The sequence below is a fragment of the Rhodococcus sp. IEGM 1366 genome, from assembly GCF_033142425.1.
Taxonomy (GTDB): domain Bacteria; phylum Actinomycetota; class Actinomycetes; order Mycobacteriales; family Mycobacteriaceae; genus Rhodococcus_F; species Rhodococcus_F globerula.
On the sequence record NZ_JAWLRZ010000016.1, the window covers coordinates 1 to 16,282 of the forward strand.

General features: G+C 58.9%; 14 protein-coding genes and 1 pseudogene. 7 read left to right on the forward strand and 8 right to left on the reverse strand.

Annotation, left to right across the window (positions count from 1 at the left end):
* Positions 1-4: 4 nt before the first annotated feature.
* Positions 5-94 (forward strand): IS3 family transposase, encoded by a 90-nt coding sequence (locus R4P64_RS34140; RefSeq protein WP_411742747.1) that lies wholly within the window; start codon positions 5-7, stop codon positions 92-94.
* Positions 95-497: 403 nt separating this feature from the next.
* Here R4P64_RS34140 and R4P64_RS31080 read toward each other — a convergent pair whose 3' ends face one another.
* Positions 498-1,322, reverse strand: coding sequence for an SDR family oxidoreductase (locus R4P64_RS31080; RefSeq protein WP_317824067.1), 825 nt, complete (start codon positions 1,320-1,322; stop codon positions 498-500).
* 218 nt (positions 1,323-1,540) lie between these two features.
* Here R4P64_RS31080 and R4P64_RS31085 point away from each other — a divergent pair, with 218 nt between their 5' ends.
* From R4P64_RS31085 to R4P64_RS31100, 4 genes are all read left to right on the forward strand, one after another.
* Positions 1,541-2,509, forward strand: a complete 969-nt coding sequence (locus R4P64_RS31085) for an IclR family transcriptional regulator (protein WP_317824068.1) — start codon at positions 1,541-1,543, stop codon at positions 2,507-2,509.
* A complete protein-coding gene (locus R4P64_RS31090) occupies positions 2,506-3,324 on the forward strand; it encodes an alpha/beta hydrolase fold domain-containing protein (RefSeq protein ID WP_317824070.1) in 819 nt (272 codons plus the stop codon). Before R4P64_RS31085 ends, R4P64_RS31090 begins: the two co-directional genes overlap by 4 nt.
* A gap of 737 nt (positions 3,325-4,061) precedes the next feature.
* Positions 4,062-5,927 (forward strand): NAD(P)/FAD-dependent oxidoreductase, encoded by a 1,866-nt coding sequence (locus R4P64_RS31095; RefSeq protein WP_317824071.1) that lies wholly within the window; start codon positions 4,062-4,064, stop codon positions 5,925-5,927.
* Between the two features lie 37 nt (positions 5,928-5,964).
* Complete coding sequence (locus tag R4P64_RS31100; RefSeq protein ID WP_317824160.1) at positions 5,965-6,276, forward strand: ABC transporter substrate-binding protein; 312 nt, start codon at positions 5,965-5,967, stop codon at positions 6,274-6,276.
* A gap of 400 nt (positions 6,277-6,676) precedes the next feature.
* Here R4P64_RS31100 and R4P64_RS31105 read toward each other — a convergent pair whose 3' ends face one another.
* Positions 6,677-6,967 carry a TetR family transcriptional regulator gene (locus R4P64_RS31105; RefSeq protein WP_317824161.1) on the reverse strand — a complete coding sequence of 97 codons (291 nt, stop codon included), beginning with the start codon at positions 6,965-6,967 and terminating at the stop codon, positions 6,677-6,679.
* 720 nt (positions 6,968-7,687) lie between these two features.
* Here R4P64_RS31105 and R4P64_RS31110 point away from each other — a divergent pair.
* Positions 7,688-8,155, forward strand: a complete 468-nt coding sequence (locus tag R4P64_RS31110) for a MaoC family dehydratase (RefSeq protein WP_317824072.1) — start codon at positions 7,688-7,690, stop codon at positions 8,153-8,155.
* A 111-nt stretch (positions 8,156-8,266) separates the two neighbouring features.
* Here the strand turns inward: R4P64_RS31110 and R4P64_RS31115 are convergent, their stop codons facing one another.
* From R4P64_RS31115 to R4P64_RS31140, 6 genes are all read right to left on the reverse strand, one after another.
* Entirely contained in the window at positions 8,267-9,184 is a 918-nt protein-coding gene (locus R4P64_RS31115; RefSeq protein ID WP_317824073.1) for an LLM class F420-dependent oxidoreductase, read from the reverse strand.
* A 65-nt stretch (positions 9,185-9,249) separates the two neighbouring features.
* Positions 9,250-10,161 (reverse strand): SDR family NAD(P)-dependent oxidoreductase, encoded by a 912-nt coding sequence (locus tag R4P64_RS31120; RefSeq protein ID WP_317824074.1) that lies wholly within the window; start codon positions 10,159-10,161, stop codon positions 9,250-9,252.
* 116 nt (positions 10,162-10,277) lie between these two features.
* The gene (locus R4P64_RS31125; RefSeq protein ID WP_317824075.1) at positions 10,278-11,528 is read right to left on the reverse strand and encodes a CoA transferase; all 1,251 of its coding nucleotides are present in this window, start codon (positions 11,526-11,528) and stop codon (positions 10,278-10,280) included.
* A 234-nt stretch (positions 11,529-11,762) separates the two neighbouring features.
* Positions 11,763-12,602: an NAD(P)-dependent oxidoreductase gene (locus tag R4P64_RS31130; protein ID WP_317824077.1), complete on the reverse strand. Its 840-nt coding sequence runs from the start codon at positions 12,600-12,602 to the stop codon at positions 11,763-11,765.
* A 26-nt stretch (positions 12,603-12,628) separates the two neighbouring features.
* Complete coding sequence (locus R4P64_RS31135; protein ID WP_317824162.1) at positions 12,629-13,369, reverse strand: enoyl-CoA hydratase/isomerase family protein; 741 nt, start codon at positions 13,367-13,369, stop codon at positions 12,629-12,631.
* Positions 13,370-13,564: 195 nt separating this feature from the next.
* Positions 13,565-14,803 (reverse strand): amidohydrolase family protein, encoded by a 1,239-nt coding sequence (locus tag R4P64_RS31140; protein WP_317824078.1) that lies wholly within the window; start codon positions 14,801-14,803, stop codon positions 13,565-13,567.
* 235 nt (positions 14,804-15,038) lie between these two features.
* Here R4P64_RS31140 and R4P64_RS31145 point away from each other — a divergent pair.
* Positions 15,039-15,818, forward strand: a pseudogene (locus R4P64_RS31145) (2-oxo acid dehydrogenase subunit E2); the annotation flags it as partial.
* Between the last annotated feature and the right edge of the window lie 464 nt (positions 15,819-16,282).

Here is a 16,282-nt window from a genome sequence, read left to right on the forward strand (position 1 = left end):
CTACCTGCGATGGTGGAACACCACCCGCATTCAACAGCGACTCGGCTACCTCAGCCCCGACGAGTACCGCGCCCAAACACCCGCCATCGCATAAGGTTCCATTAAGAGTCCAACTTTTGGGGTCCACTCCAGAAGATCATTGATATTTTCATTCGTCCCGCGCGGCCACGGACTGTAAGAATCGCAGAAGTAGACGCTATTCCGGCGGCAACAGTGAGGTCCGCGTGTCGGGCCATGCCCTTCCCCCAGACCCAGGTCAACGATCGGCGAGATGCTCCGATAGAGGCGACAATGCCGTGGTCAGAGCATCACGGACAGCCTCCGACTCGTAGCCGGAAAGTGCCGGCCCGTACTTCACGGGTGGTATTGTTCCGTATCCGCCTTGCGCGGCAGGTGCAGCAGCACCGTGAATCTGCTGGTTCGCTCGACCATTGTGCTGATCGCGGATCGGCTCGTGATTCTCTTTCGGTTGCGCAACTGGTGACCGTTGAAACAAGTCATGCCATGAATGCTCCACCGTTGATCCGGATCACCTGACCAGTCACGAATGACCCGGCCCCAGACACCAGCCACAGCACCCCCATCGCGATATCCCGAGATGTCCCCACAGTCGCCATGGGTGAGATGCCTTGCATCTTTGCGATGTACTTCGTGCGCTTATCTTCATCGATGGTGCCGTCAGGGGCTGTCCAGTGTTGCCTTGTCATCCCTGTCTCGACCCAACCTGGCGCAATCGCGTTGACACGAATACCTGCGGGGCCGAGTTCGAGTGCAAAGGTACGCGTCACTTGCACGACTCCACCCTTGGAGATTCCGTACGTGCCGCGGCCAGGGCTTGCGGTGTCGATGATCGCCGAGGCGAGATTTACTATTCGGCCATCGGCTTTCATGGCCCGACCAGCCGCCTGGCATGCGAAGAAAGTGCCGCCCAAGTTGATACGGAGCACTCTTTCGAGCTCGTCCGGCGTGACGTCGAGCGCGCTACGTGTGATGAGGATTCCGGCCGCATTGACTAGCACGTCGAGTTTTCCGTGCTCGACCATGACGTTGTCGACCGCCGCGGACACTGCCTCCGGGTCAGAGACATCCAGGATCCGTGTGTCGATGACCAGCCCCGATTCCTTTGCCAGAGAACGTGTCACGTCCAAACCAGCGCTGTCGATGTCGGTGGCGATCACCCGCGCACCGGCGGCGGCGAGCACGATCGCCGTCTCCTGGCCGATACCACTGCCGCCGCCCGTGATCAGCGCAACTTTGTCAGTGACCAAAAAGGTGTCAGTGATCCCAGTGACGAGATCGGGCGACGACGAGATACCAGACATCAGGTCCTTCTTTCGGTGTGTAGCTGCACTTGGTTTGCGATACTGAGGTTCCGAACGAAATGCCTTCAGCCGCGCATGCAGGGCGAATTTAGGCCGCTTCTTTGACAAACGAATCGATGAAATGTTTTCAGAATATAAAAAACATTGTCTCTAATACACGCGTTAAGCTAGCCTAGGCGAAAGTTGACGTCAACATCTTTCGACAAGTGAGGAGTGGGATGTCCACCTCGGCGCGACGCGCACTTCAAGTGCTGGATTACCTGTCCGTCAACGAGCGCGGCACATTTACGCTCAGTGAACTGGCCAGAGCATTGAAGATCAGCCCCGGATCGATGTTCGCGATCCTCCAGGTGATGGCCGAGGGAGGCTATGTCAGTCGGCACCCTCGTCACAAGACATACACACTCGGCCCGGCGGTGGCGGCCGCCGGGCACGCAGCATCCGTTGCTCACCCGGTCATAGAGCTGGCCCGCGCCGAGATGATCAATCTGGCGGCGGTCACCGGCCACGAATGTTCCGGAACCGTCTTGGTCGGCAAGGACGTCTTGTGCATTGCCGTCGAAGGCAAACCGACCGGCTTCCCGGTCGAACTCGCACCTGGACAGCGGGTACCTCTCTTGCCCCCGCTCGGCCAACCTTTCATGGCATGGATGCCGCCGGCCGAGCTGGAGGATTGGATCGCGACCATTCCAAGCGACCTACAGAAACGCGTGGCCGACTACATAAAGTCTCATGGTCCGATCGTCAAACAGCGGGGTTACTCGATCGGCATCGAGATCCTCAGCGCTACTCGCCCCGATGTGACACGGGAACTGGCGGAACGCCCGAACGATCCGCGAGTTCGTGAAGCCTTTCTTCAGCAGTTCTTCGAACGCCAGGACAACTTCGCGGTCCGCGAGTTCGACGCGAATTCCGATTACATCGTCGGGAATATCGCAGCTCCGGTCTTCGACCCCGACGGCCGAGTCGTCTTCAGCCTCACCATGGCCCATATCGGACGACTCCGTGGCAGTGAAATCCCCGCCGCAGCACAACCTGTCTCCGCATCGGCACAACTGCTGACGAGGCAGATCGGTGGCCGCACACCAACCCCCGGCTGGAACAGATCGCGTGACCGCTTCAACGGAAGCCACACGGATACACGCTATCCACTTCACGAAAGCAATAGACAAGAGGTTAAACGATGACCGAAGCCGACATTTCTACGACTGACTCTCGGACGAGGGTCGTCTTCGACCTCCTTGACGCCGCCGGCGTGCCCATCCTGCGAATCACCCCTGCCGAAGCCAAAAGTGACCGGGCCCTGATCCACTTCCACGGTGGCGGATATCGAAAAGGGTCGCCGCAGCACTTCGCCGAGAGCGTCGGCCGAATTGCCTTGGCGTGTCAGATGCAGATCTTCTCCGTGGGTTATCGGTTATCCACGGTCAGCCCATTCCCGGCAGCAGTGGATGACGCCTTGGTTGCCTATCAGTGGATCACTGAGCAGATCCGCCCTGACCGCATCGCATTATGGGGTGACTCTGCCGGAGGCGGCCTGGCGGCCGCACTACTATTGCGACTCCGGGACCTCGAGATATCGAGTCCTGCTGGAGCATTCCTGTTCTCACCATGGGCAGACCTCCGCAATACTGCCGAGACCTACTCCGAGAACAGTGCAACCGACGATCTATTCTCATTGACTCAGGCGATCGAAGCTGCCGAAAGCTATCTGGCGGGACACCCCGCCACCGATCCGCTGGCTTCTCCAGTGCTCGGAAGTTGGTCGAATCAGCCAAGATTGGTCGTCCAGGTCAGCGATGCAGAGGTTCTGTACGGCGACGGGGTGCTATTGGCTCAGACCGCGGCTGCCGCCGGGACTGACGTCCGACTGAAAATCCACAAGGGGATGCCGCACATCTGGAATCTTGCGTATCCGTCAACACCGTCTTCGAAAGAAGCAATCAGCTACATGATAGAGAATCTCCATGAACTGTTCGATTCGAACATCGAAACCGGATGAGTGGGCCGCCCGACGAATCATCGGAACATACTCTTGCAGTGTCCAACCGGCGGACAATTGAGGTCGACATCGACCTCGGCAGGATTTGGTGGCTATGTCGAGAGACCACGCCGTGAGTCAGATGCATTGACAATGGCCGCACCAATTCGCGATAGATTCGAACTCTGCAGGCAACAAACCATCTCGTGTCCACAGCGCACTTCCGGTGAATTACTCCTTGTGTGTATCGAGTCCTTTGCGATCTTCTCGCGGCCTACGACGTCACCCCTCTCTCGGCGCAACTGGAGCCATTGCGCGGCCGAGCTCCGCCTGCTTGACGTCAGCTTCCGAGGTTCCTCTATTCGCCTGCTAGCCAAATACTTTCATGTATTTCAGCCTGCGTATACGAGCTGGCGGTACCCTCGCTGGCAGCGTGGCGTGCCCCTTGATTACTCAAGCGTGATCCGGGACACTTTGTGATACAAAAGGTTTACTTCCGTTTCGCATCAGGGCAATTCGTTTACACACGCTCAGAAGTCCTCGGCGGCTTGTACATCGTTTGCAGCGCTGGCTTCGAGGACTGAATCACCAACCAGGCAGTCGGCCAGATTTCACTGAGCAGATGTCTGGATCCAAGCGCCGGAACTCAAGCAGTCAATCGCGGGCGATGTGGTTCACACCCCGCCGGAAGGGACGAAGAAGTGGACGAGGCATTCGTTAAGAGAGCCGTGGAGCAGGCTGATGTCAATGCGTTGCGAATGGCACTCTATCAAGCAACAGGCGACCACGAGATTGCAGAGATACCGCTCGAACAGCAAACAATCCGCGGAGGGCAAGCAACCAAGCTGACGATTGCCGAACCGCATCTGAGTGTTCTGCGCGACAAGGCAGTCCGATTCTTGCTTCGTGACGCCGGGGACCTCGAGCTTCGAGTCCCGACTGATGCAGAACTCGACGGACTGATCGAGATGGCCGAAAGCCATCCTGTCGACGAGCGTTTGCTGCGCATGCGCAGAACCTTGCTGTCGTTCGAGGAACTCCCACATTGTGCGCGTTGGAACGGCGAGCGTCCAGAGTTGCCTGAAGGTTTCGAGGTGCTCGTCATCGGCGGCGGCTTCGGCGGGGTGGCGATGGGTGTTCAACTCGGCCAACTGGGCATCCCCTTTGTCCTGCTCGAGCGACGTCACGAGATAGGCGGGGTTTGGAGCATCAACAAATACCCGGACGTGCGAGTCGACACGCTCACGGCGACATATCAATTCAGCTTCGAGAAGTGCTACCCGTGGACGGAGTACTTCGCCAGGCAACACGAGGTCCGCAGCTACCTCGAACACGTTGCCCGCAAGTACGGAGTCCTCGAACACACCCGCTTCGGTCAGGACGTCGTCAGCGCGCGTTTCGACGAGGACAGTTCGTCATGGCACGTTCGAGTGCGCTCTGACGACGGCACCGAGCGCGATATCAAGGCCGCCATCGTCGTCAGCGCAGTGGGATTGTTCGCGAACTCGCGAAAGCTCAACTTCGACGGCGTCGAAGATTTCGACGGAGAAGTCCTGCATACCACAGAGTGGGGGCCCCAACACACTGCCGAAGGCAAACGAGTGGCCGTTATCGGGAACGGCTCCACGGGGGTCCAGTTACTCGGCAAGGTCGCCAAATCCGCCGACCACGTCGACGTCTACCAGCGCACCCCGCAGTGGATCAGTCCTCGCGAAAAATACGGTGATCCGCTGACTGACGAAGCCGCGTGGCTGCTCGAAGCCATGCCTTACTACTGGAATTGGAGCCGCTACGTTGCGGTCATGCCGCTATTCGACGCCCGCGAGATGTACCTGACCGATCCAGAATGGGTCGCCCAAGGCGGGCAAATAAACGAACGGACCGACAAGGTTCGAGACGGGCTCGTCGCGTACATCAAAGAGCAGGTAGGCGATCGCCCGGATCTGATCGCGAAACTGATCCCGGACTACGCCCCGATGGCGCGCAGGCCAGTGGTCGACAACAAATGGTACGAGGCACTCACCCGCGACAACGTCGACCTCGTGACCGAACCCATCGTGCGGTTCACAGAAAATGGGATCCTCACCGACGACGGGGTCGAGCATCCGATTGACCTCGTGATCGCAGCAATCGGCTTCGATGCCCACAAGTACCTGTGGCCCGTCGACTACCGCGGGCGCAGCGGCGTCGGATTGCATGAGCGGTGGGCCGAGGCGGGCGCACAGGCATACCTGGGAATGACCGTCCCCGACTTCCCCAACCTATTCATGCTGTACGGACCGAACTCGCAACCGATCTCCGGTGGAGCCACACTACCGACCTGGTTCGAGATCTGGGCAAGCTACATCGCCAAACTCCTGATACCTATGATCGAGCAGGGCCTGAGCGAGGTCGAAGTTCGCGAGGACGTCTACGACGCATACAACCAGCGGCTCCAGGAAACAGCAGCCGAACTCGTGATAATCACCGACGAGCGCTCACGCGAAAAGAACTACTATGTCAACGAATTCGGGCGGATGCAGGTCAATGCCCCGTGGGAAGCCGAAGACTACTACGCATGGACCATAACCCCCGAGCTCGACGACTTCCTGATCACCAAAGGCAAAGCCCACCATCCGCGATAGCACTGCAGAACCTCGCACCATCGACACCGTGCAGTTGATGAACCAGGGCAACGCCAACTCTGTGCTGGCCAACGCGATCTTCGGCACCCTGTTCACCAGTGACGCGATCACGGGTGCGCTGCAACTGTCGATGGCGGAGGCCCTGAACACCACCGACAACGGCGCCACTTTCGAGCTCACAATTCGTGACGGGTTGATGTTCACCGACGGGAGCCCCTACAACGCCGAAGCAGTGAAGTTGAACTTCGACCGGCTACGCGACCCCAAGAATCTAGGCATCAACTCGGGGATGGCATCGGAAATAAGTATGAATACCGCAAGTTCGATCGTAAAACGATTCGATCGATGATATGCCGAGCGTTGCCCGGATCGGCCGCGTACCGCTTTGGCGGCCCCGCAATGTGATCATCAGTACCCACCCTGCACAAGGATATCGAATCTGCAGTTCGGCCTAATATACACAGAACGTCATCGAATGCGTCAGCAGGAGTGAGGATCTCGTAAGCAGAACTCAGCCTTGCTCTCTGTACACCGGCCCGTCGAACACGAGCGCCAGTAGATCCGCGAAGTCTGATTTCAAGTCCTCGATGGAACGCTGCCCGTGAAACCCACCGGATCATTCCGCCGAATGCGTGCACCTCGATCTGTGCACGAAGTGCTGCCGCGTAGCCAGGATCGAGTTCTTCCATCGGAGCATGGCGGACAGTGACGTATCGTGATTGGCCTGAAGTTCTTGCACAAGCGGGTCATCACTCGTCGCGGCTCTCACCCATGCCTCCACCCCTGGCGTGCGCGGCCCACTGTGCAGCCAGACGTTCGAACTGGTAGGCCGACCTGCGACGAAAGTCCCGGCTCCCACCACGAGGCAGACTGCGCACTGCCGCCCAGTGGATCCAAGCACTCGTTGCGCGGCAGACCAGGAAGTCACGAGAGGCGAAGAAGCGATAGATCGTACCGAGCGCCACTCCGCCAGCGGCAAGATCCCGCATCTTGACCGCCTCGTACCCACCATTGTCGGCCAATTGCAGCGCTTGCCTCATGATGTCCACGAGGCGCCGCTCATGGCGGATCGTCAGCTTGGGAGATACCTTCGAACACCGGGGCGAACATAGGCCACGAAATATCGAAAACCACCTCTTGAAATAAGGGAGTCTGCGTCGGCCCAACCGGCAGGGATTCGAGAACGTGCCTGCACGGGCGATGTGAACGGAACCTCGTTCACATAAACAGAGCCCACAACCGAATCCTTTCCGGAATATGAGCGGAAGTCAGCCAATACAACCGGCCGCCCCGGCCTGACGAAGCAGATGTGCGACTGAACGTGTCGGCGACACGTGCCGAGCGCTACGTACCACTGTGAGCCACATGATGATTCACATCAAATCTCGCGGAACGTCGTCGTCTACGACGCACCGAGGCAATAAGAAGCGGTGGCACCGATGAAACGACCGTTTCACCCGCTACACCACAGCCGCGGTCAGACTCGCACACCGTCGACGCCCTTGCCCGTCAGACTTCCAACGACGCCGTCTGCGCGGGGTCGCTGCGCCGCGATTTACGCCGCCGGGGACTTAAAGGTAGTCGAGGTGCTCGAAGGCCCCACAGAAGCTGGACCGCCAATGACGAGTGGAGCGAGTGATAATATACTGTATATTACGGTTCGATTTCCTCGCCGCGACGACTGTGGAGAGGAAATCGCCACCGGCTCTTTTCGGACACCACCGACCAACAGACCGCATCAGAAGAAAGCTGGAACGACAATGAGAATCATCAACGGGTTCAACGAACTCCGGGCATCGATCGGAGAGTTTCTCGGCTACAGCGAATACCATACGGTGACACAGGATGAAATCGACCGCTTCGCCGATCTCACGGGCGACCATCAATGGATCCATGTCGATCCCGTGCGGGCAGCCGACGGCCCGTTCGGATCCACCATCGCCCACGGATTGCTGACTTTGGCACTCGGACCGCAACTCGCCCACACCGTCTATCGAATCGACGGGATGACGATGGGCGTGAACTACGGGTACGAGAAGATCCGGTTTCCGTCTTTCGTACCGGTGAACAGCAAAATCCGCTTGGGTGCCACCCTTGCCTCCGTTGTTGATGTACCGAGCGGAGTGCAGGTTGGGATCTCCTTCAAGTGGGAGATCGAAGGCCAGGACAAGCCTGCCTGTGTCGCTGAGATGCTGTTGCGATACACGGCCGAGAAGGCAACTTCCTAACGACGGGCCCAAGGATGGGTGCGCGCGACGTGGCGTACCCATCCCTATTCGGACATCCCGATCCGCGCCGATCGAGTCGGAGTCAAGCCGAGAACCCCAAATATCCGAAGGTCATTGGGCCTGGATGACGGACTGCCCAAAACTTTCGATGGTGTCGAGGAGGTGCGTGAGACCATCCCCTGGAAGGTCAACCTGAACCCACGTAACACCCAGTGCCGCAAGGTCCTCGAGCCCACTCAAATAGGCGTCGGCATTGAAATCGGCGTCACCAGGATTACCGCCGGCGACGTTTCGGAACGAGATGTCGATGTCCGTTGAATCTCGGCCCATATTGTCCAACCTGCGGCGGAGATCGTCGATTCCAGCCCTCAAACCGGTGGTGTCGAGCACTGATGTCCGAGCAGCCTGAGCTAATGCGGGCGGCGCCGGGAATGGAGACCAACCATTGCCGTGGCGAGCGACTCGCGCACGCGCGGCCGCCGAGTTCCCGCCGATCCAGATAGGCGGATGTGGTTTGGTCACCGGCCGTGGGTGCGAGGTGATTCCGCTCGCCGTGAAATGCCGTCCTGGGTAGGAGTATTCGTCGGATGACCAGATTCCCCGGATGACTTCCAGGGCTTCTTCGAACAAGTGCGCTCGTTCGTCGAAGTCCACGCCTAACGCGTCGAACTCTCGTCTGAGATACCCCACACCGACGGAGAGAGTGAACCGACCATCGGACAACCGGTCCAACGTTGCCGCAGATTTCGCCACGACAAACGGATTGCGATACGGCAACACAATGAGATTCGGAATAAGACGCAACGTCTGGGTCTGGGACGCGACAAATCCCATCGCAACAAAGGGATCGACCGCATCATGGCCACCGCTGTCGAGCCAACGCTGGCTCGGCGCGGGATGATCGGTGAATCCGATGCCGTTCATCCCCGCCGCTTCGGCCGCCACGGCGACCGCGCCTATACCCGAACCCGTGACCAACTCAGGGTTATACGGATGCTTGTGCATCGGATGCGTAAAGGTGAAGTACATTCGTTCTCCGATCGCGCATTGCAGCGCCCTGGGCTGATCGAGGGATCGAGCACCCTACCCAAGACTCAGCGCAGTCCTGGTGCCCTGGTGTGGAAGATGTCGGTGGCGAGCTTCACGCCGAGGGTGTTTGCATCCCAACGGGTTTCGTTGCTGGACACCGAATCCTTCTCGTACCAGCCACCCATAAGATGTATCTTGTCATGAATAGCGCGGATCACTTGCCCCGTGACCAGTTGCGCCTGGTCGCTCGCGAGCCATGCGACCAGCGGAGAGCTTCCTGCCGGATCCATAGGGTGGTACTCATCAGGCTTGAGGTCATCGGGCTCGAAGGCCTGCTCCCCCACCGGCGAGGTCGCGGTCAAACGTGTCATTCCTCCTGGGCCGATGGCATTGACCGTGACTCCGAGACCGAGAAGCTCCAGACTTGTTGTCAGGGTGAGCCCTACGATCGCAGCCTTGGCGGTGGCATAGTTCGATTGCCCGAAGTTCCCGCTGAGGCCTGCACCCGACGTTGTGTTGATGATCCGGCCCGTGAACGATTCGCCGGCCTTGGCGCGTTCGCGCCATTTTGTTGCAGCGACATGAGTCATCAACCATGTTCCCCGAACATGGACGCGCATCACAGAATCGAAATCGCTCACAGACATGTTCCATATGGCTCTGTCCCGCACAATTCCGGCGTTGTTGACGACCACATCCACGCGACCGAATTCTTGTGTCGCACGATCGAACAGCTGTTGAACCTGGTCTTCGTCCGCAATATCGGAGTAGTCCGCAATGGCGATGCCGCCATTCTTCTCGATCAGCGCAACAACCTCGTCGGCATCGTGCCCGGTGCCTTCGCCGTGCACCGAAGTACCCAGATCGTTCACGATGACCTTGGCTCCGTGGCGAGCCAGCTCGAGTGCGTGTCCTCGTCCGATGCCATGAGCTGATCCAGTGACGATCGCGACTTTGTCTTTAAGCAGGTCGCTCATATTTGCCTCCTGATGTACACATCCGCCGAAGCCTCAGCAGCCGCCGGTGGATGTGAGTGATTTCTTAACCAAATCAGATCTGATCGTGCAATTTGCCAGGGTCGGTCCTCGCACCTTTACTCCGGTCCGAATGCGCCCGATTTACGCAGTGCTGCAATGCGATCGGGGCCGTAGCCAAGCACCTCACTCAGGACTTCGTCGGTGTGCTCACCGAGTTCCGGTGCCGGAGTCGACGCCGCCGGAGGCTGCTGCCCCACCACCCGGACGGGGAAGGGCAACTGCTCCGCTATGAGTGTCTCCGATGGCTGCCAGCCCATACGATCAGCGAACTGTGGATCCGCCGAGATGTTCTCAGGAGTGTTGACCGGGCCGATGGGGACATCATGCTCGAGGCCCAACTCGACCCATTCCGCGGATGTCCGCTGTCCGAATATTTTGGCCAATTCACTACGAAGGGCGGTGTCGCCCCTCGCATGATCGGCATAGATCTCTCCTGGTTTGGACTCGAACAAGTCCTGTCTCCCGATCGCCAGGCAGAAGTTCTTCCAGAACTTCTGCTCGGACGCCATGAACAAGACGTGTCCGTTGCTCGAGGCATAGAACTGATAGCGGACGCCATCCGCCATGCCGGAAGTACCTGGTGGGCGGCGCGCATAGTCATCGGTCGGATTGCCCGTCACCTCCGACTCTGGACGTCGATACGAGCGGTAGGTCTCGCTCCGCAGCCAGTCGAAAGCCGCAGCTGCATCCGACTGCGCAATTTCGAGATAGCATCCGCTGCCAGTCTTTTGAGCGTTTACGACCCCCGCCAGTATCGCTGCGGTTCCAAACAGGGGTCCCGCTGTGATCCCGATCGACGTATGGTTTGGAATGGAGGGCAGTCCGTCCGCGTTCGTCTCGGGAGAAACAGCGCCCGCCCAGGCATCGTAGGCGATTCCATGGCTGGGCAGATCGCGATAAGGCCCAGTCAGTCCGTATCCGGTGATGCTCAGCATGACGATCCGCGGGTTGACCTCACGTAGCTTTTCGTAACCCAGCCCTCGTCGCTCGAGGCCTCCGGGACGCATGGCTTCGACCACCACATCCGCGCCGGCAACCAGTTCGAGGAAGGTCTTTTTGCCTTCTATGTTCTTGAGGTCGATCACGACACTGCGCTTTCCCCGATTGACGTGCAGATGCAGCAAGGATTTGCCCTCGATGATCGGCCAGCTCATGTTGCGCACGTAGTCCCCGGTCGGCATCTCGACCTTGATCACCTCCGCACCAAGGTCTGCCAATGGGGTCGATACCGCTGCCGGCCCGAGCATTGAGCACTCGACTACCCTCAGCCCGGCCAACAACGTATTGCCGCTCGAATTACTGACCACCGATCAGCCTCCCTCTTATTTTTTAGACTATATATTATAGGATTCGCTGACCGCGTGCACACCTGACGAATCGCCATTGACCGACGCCGTTACACGAGAGTGCGCCGCAATTGCCGGCAGTCGTGACTATTGAACACATTGTCTCTCAACCTGTTTCGGTAGAGATCTCACCTACGGGCGGACATATTGCCCGACGCCCGTGCACTTCTCAGGCTGGCGCACTGACGACGGCTCTCAGCGAATCGTGGCAGTTGGTTCCGCCCACAGATCGAGCTTGAGATCGGCATCTCTTCCGCCCTCCGGCAGATACACCGACAAATCGGATACACCGGTGCCTGCGAGCACCTCGTCATCCATAAGGAACTGGCCGGTAAGGTCTTTCCCGGGCTGAGTCAAGATCACGTAGGCCGCGTCGGCCATGATGTCGACGGTCCGCGAGGAGGTATCGTCGGCTCGTCCGACGAAACGCGTCGCCGCGGTGAAGATCGTGGTGCGCGGCCACAGGGAATTGACCCCGATCCCGTCCTCCCGCAACTCTTCCGCCAAACCGAGGGTCACCAGGCTCATACCGAACTTCGACATCGTGTAGCCGGTAAACTTCCCGTGCCATCTGGGTTCGGTCTGCAGCGGTGGCGACAGCGAGAGAATGTGCGGGTTGACTGACTTGCGGAGATGCGGGATGCACAGCTTCGAGAGAAGGAAGGTGCCGCGCGCGTTTATGTTGTTCATCAGATCGAACTTTTTCATCGACAGATCTTCGGTACGTGACAGATCGATCGCGCTGGCGTTGTTGATCACTACGTCGATACCACCGAATTCTGCGGCCACCTTCGCCACCGCCGACGCCACGAAGTCGTCGTCGCGGATATCACCCACCAACGGCAGCGCGACGCCGCCGGCTTCTTCGATCGCTTTTGCCGCAGTGAAGATGGTGCCCGGCAGCTTCGGATGGGGTTCTGCTGTTTTTGCCAGCAGTGCCACGTTGGCGCCGTCGCGCGCAAGTTTGACCGCGATTGCCTCCCCAATGCCACGGCTTCCGCCCGACATCACGATCGTGCGCCCTTTTAGACTCATCCCGTTCTCTTTTCGTCTTTGCTCCGTCACAGTCCCTCGAACCTCGGTTGACGCTTTTCACGGAAGGCCGCAACGCCCTCCTTGTAGTCCTGCGATGCCAGCAACCGCGCCTGTTCGGCATCCTCAAAGTCCAACGTGCGGTTGAGGTTCGGAAGGCTGGCCCCATTGATCGCGGCCTTCATATTCGAAAGCGCCAACGTGGGGCCATGCGCCAATAGGTCCACCGTCTGGCCGACTGCCGATTCAAACTCGTGGTCGGGAACACACTTGCTGATCAGCCCCATGCGGTAGGCATCTTCAGCCGACAGCTTTTCTCCACTCATCGCCAGCTGCAGTGCTCGCGTCCGACCGACGGAGGCCGCGAGGAGCTCGTTGGCACCGCCATCGGGCATCAGGCCTACCTTCACGAAGGCCTGGAGAAACGTCGAACGCCCAGACGCCACCGTGATGTCCGCGGCCAGCGCAAGCGAACATCCGAAACCCGCGACAGCACCGTCGACCGCTGCCACAATGGGGTAGGGAGACGATGTCATGGTGGTGATGAGCCTTCGCGCTGCCGAAAGGAACCCAGGGTTGGGTCCGGCCGCGGACAACCTCGCTCCCGCACAAAATGCACCGCCGCTACCCGCCACTACGGCAACGCGCAAGTCCGCATCGTCAGCAAGAAGATCTGCCAAGTCGTTGACCTGTGCGGTGTCGACCGCGTTTCGCCTCTCCGGCGCATTCAATGTCACTCTCAGGACGCCGCCGGAACGGTCGACGAACATGCCAGTCACGCAATTCCACCTCACAGGTCGATCGGATACATCAACAAAGCGCCCGGTGACGATCTCCGCCGCCAACCGGGCGACAGGACGAACTTCCCCATCATCCGGTTGACGGCGGACCGACTGCGGTCGCCCGAGTACACTCGCTGCCCAGCAGTGAGCGCTGTATCCGACCGCCGACCGAGCGCTTCGACGTCAGTCAGGCAAGGTCAAACCGAGGAGCTCGATCGCATTTCCGCGAGCGATCTTGTTGATGACCGGTTGCTCCAGGTGACCGAACTGCAGAGCTGCAGACTCTCGTGAGTACGGCCACGTTCCGTCCTGGTGCGGATAATCGGTCTCGAAGAGAACATTGTCCACGCCGATTTTGTCCAGAAGATCAACGCCAACAGGGTCTTTGAAGAAGCAGCTAGAGACCTGACGGTAGTAATAGGTCGACGGCGGCTCCGGGCAGTTCAGCTGTCCATCTGCCCAGCCGCGGTGCGTTTCCCATACGTCATCGACACGCGCCAGGAGGTAGGGGATCCATCCGATCTGCGCCTCTGCGTAGAGCAGTTTCAAGTCCGGGAATCGATGCAGAACACCGGAAAACAGGAAGTCGGTCAAGCTGGCAACACTGTTGCCGAAAATGATCGTGGCACCTACCGCACCGGGCGCGTCTGCCGATGTCTGAGGAGTCTTGGTACCGGATCCGATGTGCATCGACACAACAGTCCCGGTCTCTTGGCACGCCGCAAAGAACGGGTCCCAGTAACCGGAATGAAGACTAGGGAGATTGAGATAGGCAGGCAACTCACTGAAGGCAACTGCACGCACGCCACGGGCCGCGTTACGGCGCACCTCTGCGACGGCAAGATTTACATCCCACAGCGGCACCAGGCACAGCGGAATCAGCCGCCCCCCACTAGATCCGCACCACTCTTCGACCATCCAGTCGTTGTAGGCCTCGACACTCAGTTTGGCCAGCTCACGGTCCTGTCCCCACAGAAAGATCTGACCGCAGAATCGCACATAGTTGGGGAAGCACATCTGTGCCTGGACACCGTTGAGGTCCATGTCGGCCAGGCGCTCGCTCGGAATCCAGCATCCCGGACGCATGTCCGAGAAGTTGATTCCTTCGTTAGTCACCTCATCGGCAGGCACGCCGGCGGCCGCAACATAGCGCTTGATCTGATTCTGAGTGTTCTCGTACACCCACCATGCGACGTCCGGACCTTCCGTCCCGGGTGTCTCGACATACTTTCCGTCGACCAGCTGGACTTCACCGGCAGGTGCGTTGACAATCCGCGGACCTGCATCACGAAAACGTGCCGGCAACCGACTGCTCCACAGATCTGGCGGCTCGACGACGTGTGCATCGACGTCGATGATCGGCGGAATAACCGCAACTTGCTCGTCCAGGACTTCCGGCCGAGCGATAAGACTCTCTGTCATGGCTCACTCCCATCTATATGTTGTATATAATATAACTAGAGTCGGTAGCGGTCAAGCCCGATCCGAACAAAACTCTCGAGTACATCCCGACCATAGAGGATATTCAAAAGGCCATCACAGTAGAAAATATATTCAACCCCCAAGGCCTCGGCGCTGCACTACTCGACGTCAGCTGAGCGCACCCTCTGCACACCAGCGTCCCAATCGAATTCAGTAAGCAAGGACACCAATGAGCGCAACGCATACCCATCCATCCAGCTCACCGGACTCAGTCGTGAACTCATCACTTGTTCCGAACGACCGAGTGGAAAAGCTTCCGCGGATCCGTCGCACGATCGCACGCCGCATGCTCGAATCTCTTAATACATCAGCCCAGTTGACCACCGTGGTCGAAGCTGACATCACTGATGTGGCCCGTCTGCGTGATCAGGAAAAGGCTGCATTTGTCACACGGACCGGAACAAAACTGTCGTACTTGCCCTTTCTGGTTTCTGCCGCCGTCAAAGCACTTGTCGAACACCCCGTGATCAACTCGTCGCTCAACGCCGAATGCACGGAGGTCACCTATCACGGTGCCGTTCACCTCGGACTCGCGGTTGACAGCGAGAAGGGCTTGATGGTTCCGGTGATTCGCGACGCCACAACGTTGGGGATTCCCGATCTGGCCCGGTCCATCCACGATGTCGCAGACAGTGTACGTGCGGGAACAATTCAGCCCGACGGGCTGAGTGGTGGGACCTTCACCATCACGAATACAGGCAGCCGCGGCGCCTTGTTCGACACCCCGATCATCAACCAACCGCAATCGGCGATTCTCGGATTGGGGGCCGTCGTCGAGCGGCTCGTTCCCACAACCGGTGAGGACGGGAGCTTCGAGATACAGGTCCGATCAATGATCTTCCTGTCGCTCTCCTACGATCACCGCATCGTCGACGGTTCGGACGCCGCCCGGTACCTCACCACGGTGCGCCAGCTGCTCGAAGACGGCCATTTCACCAGCGAACTCCTGCTATGACAGATTCTTGTCACACCGAACCGGCTGAAACACAGACTGTTTCGGAAATGCTCGGCATCGCGCTTCGCTGGGCACCGTCCGGAGGTGGCGACGAGTACATCTTTCGAGAGTTCGAGCTGACCCAGCCGTATTCTACGGCCGCGTACTCGACATCCTCCGTTCACGTGATCACTGGCACCTTGAACCTGAAGCTCACAGAAATCTGATGACATTCTGCATGAGGAAGACCTCGGATCGACATGTCGAAATCGATCCGTTGTCAGATGCGACCGGGAGTAAGCGGCCCGGGTGAATTCCATACAGCCTTCAGTCACCAATTTCCCGGGGACCGGAGGGTCCTTTGTGGCGATCCATGCCAGCCCGACGAGACATCCGCAGACCGCCGATCACCCCAGCCGCGATTCCGGTAGTCTGCGAAAAAGGTCAATCGACTTGCATGACAATTCTCGTGAAATCCTGCGGGT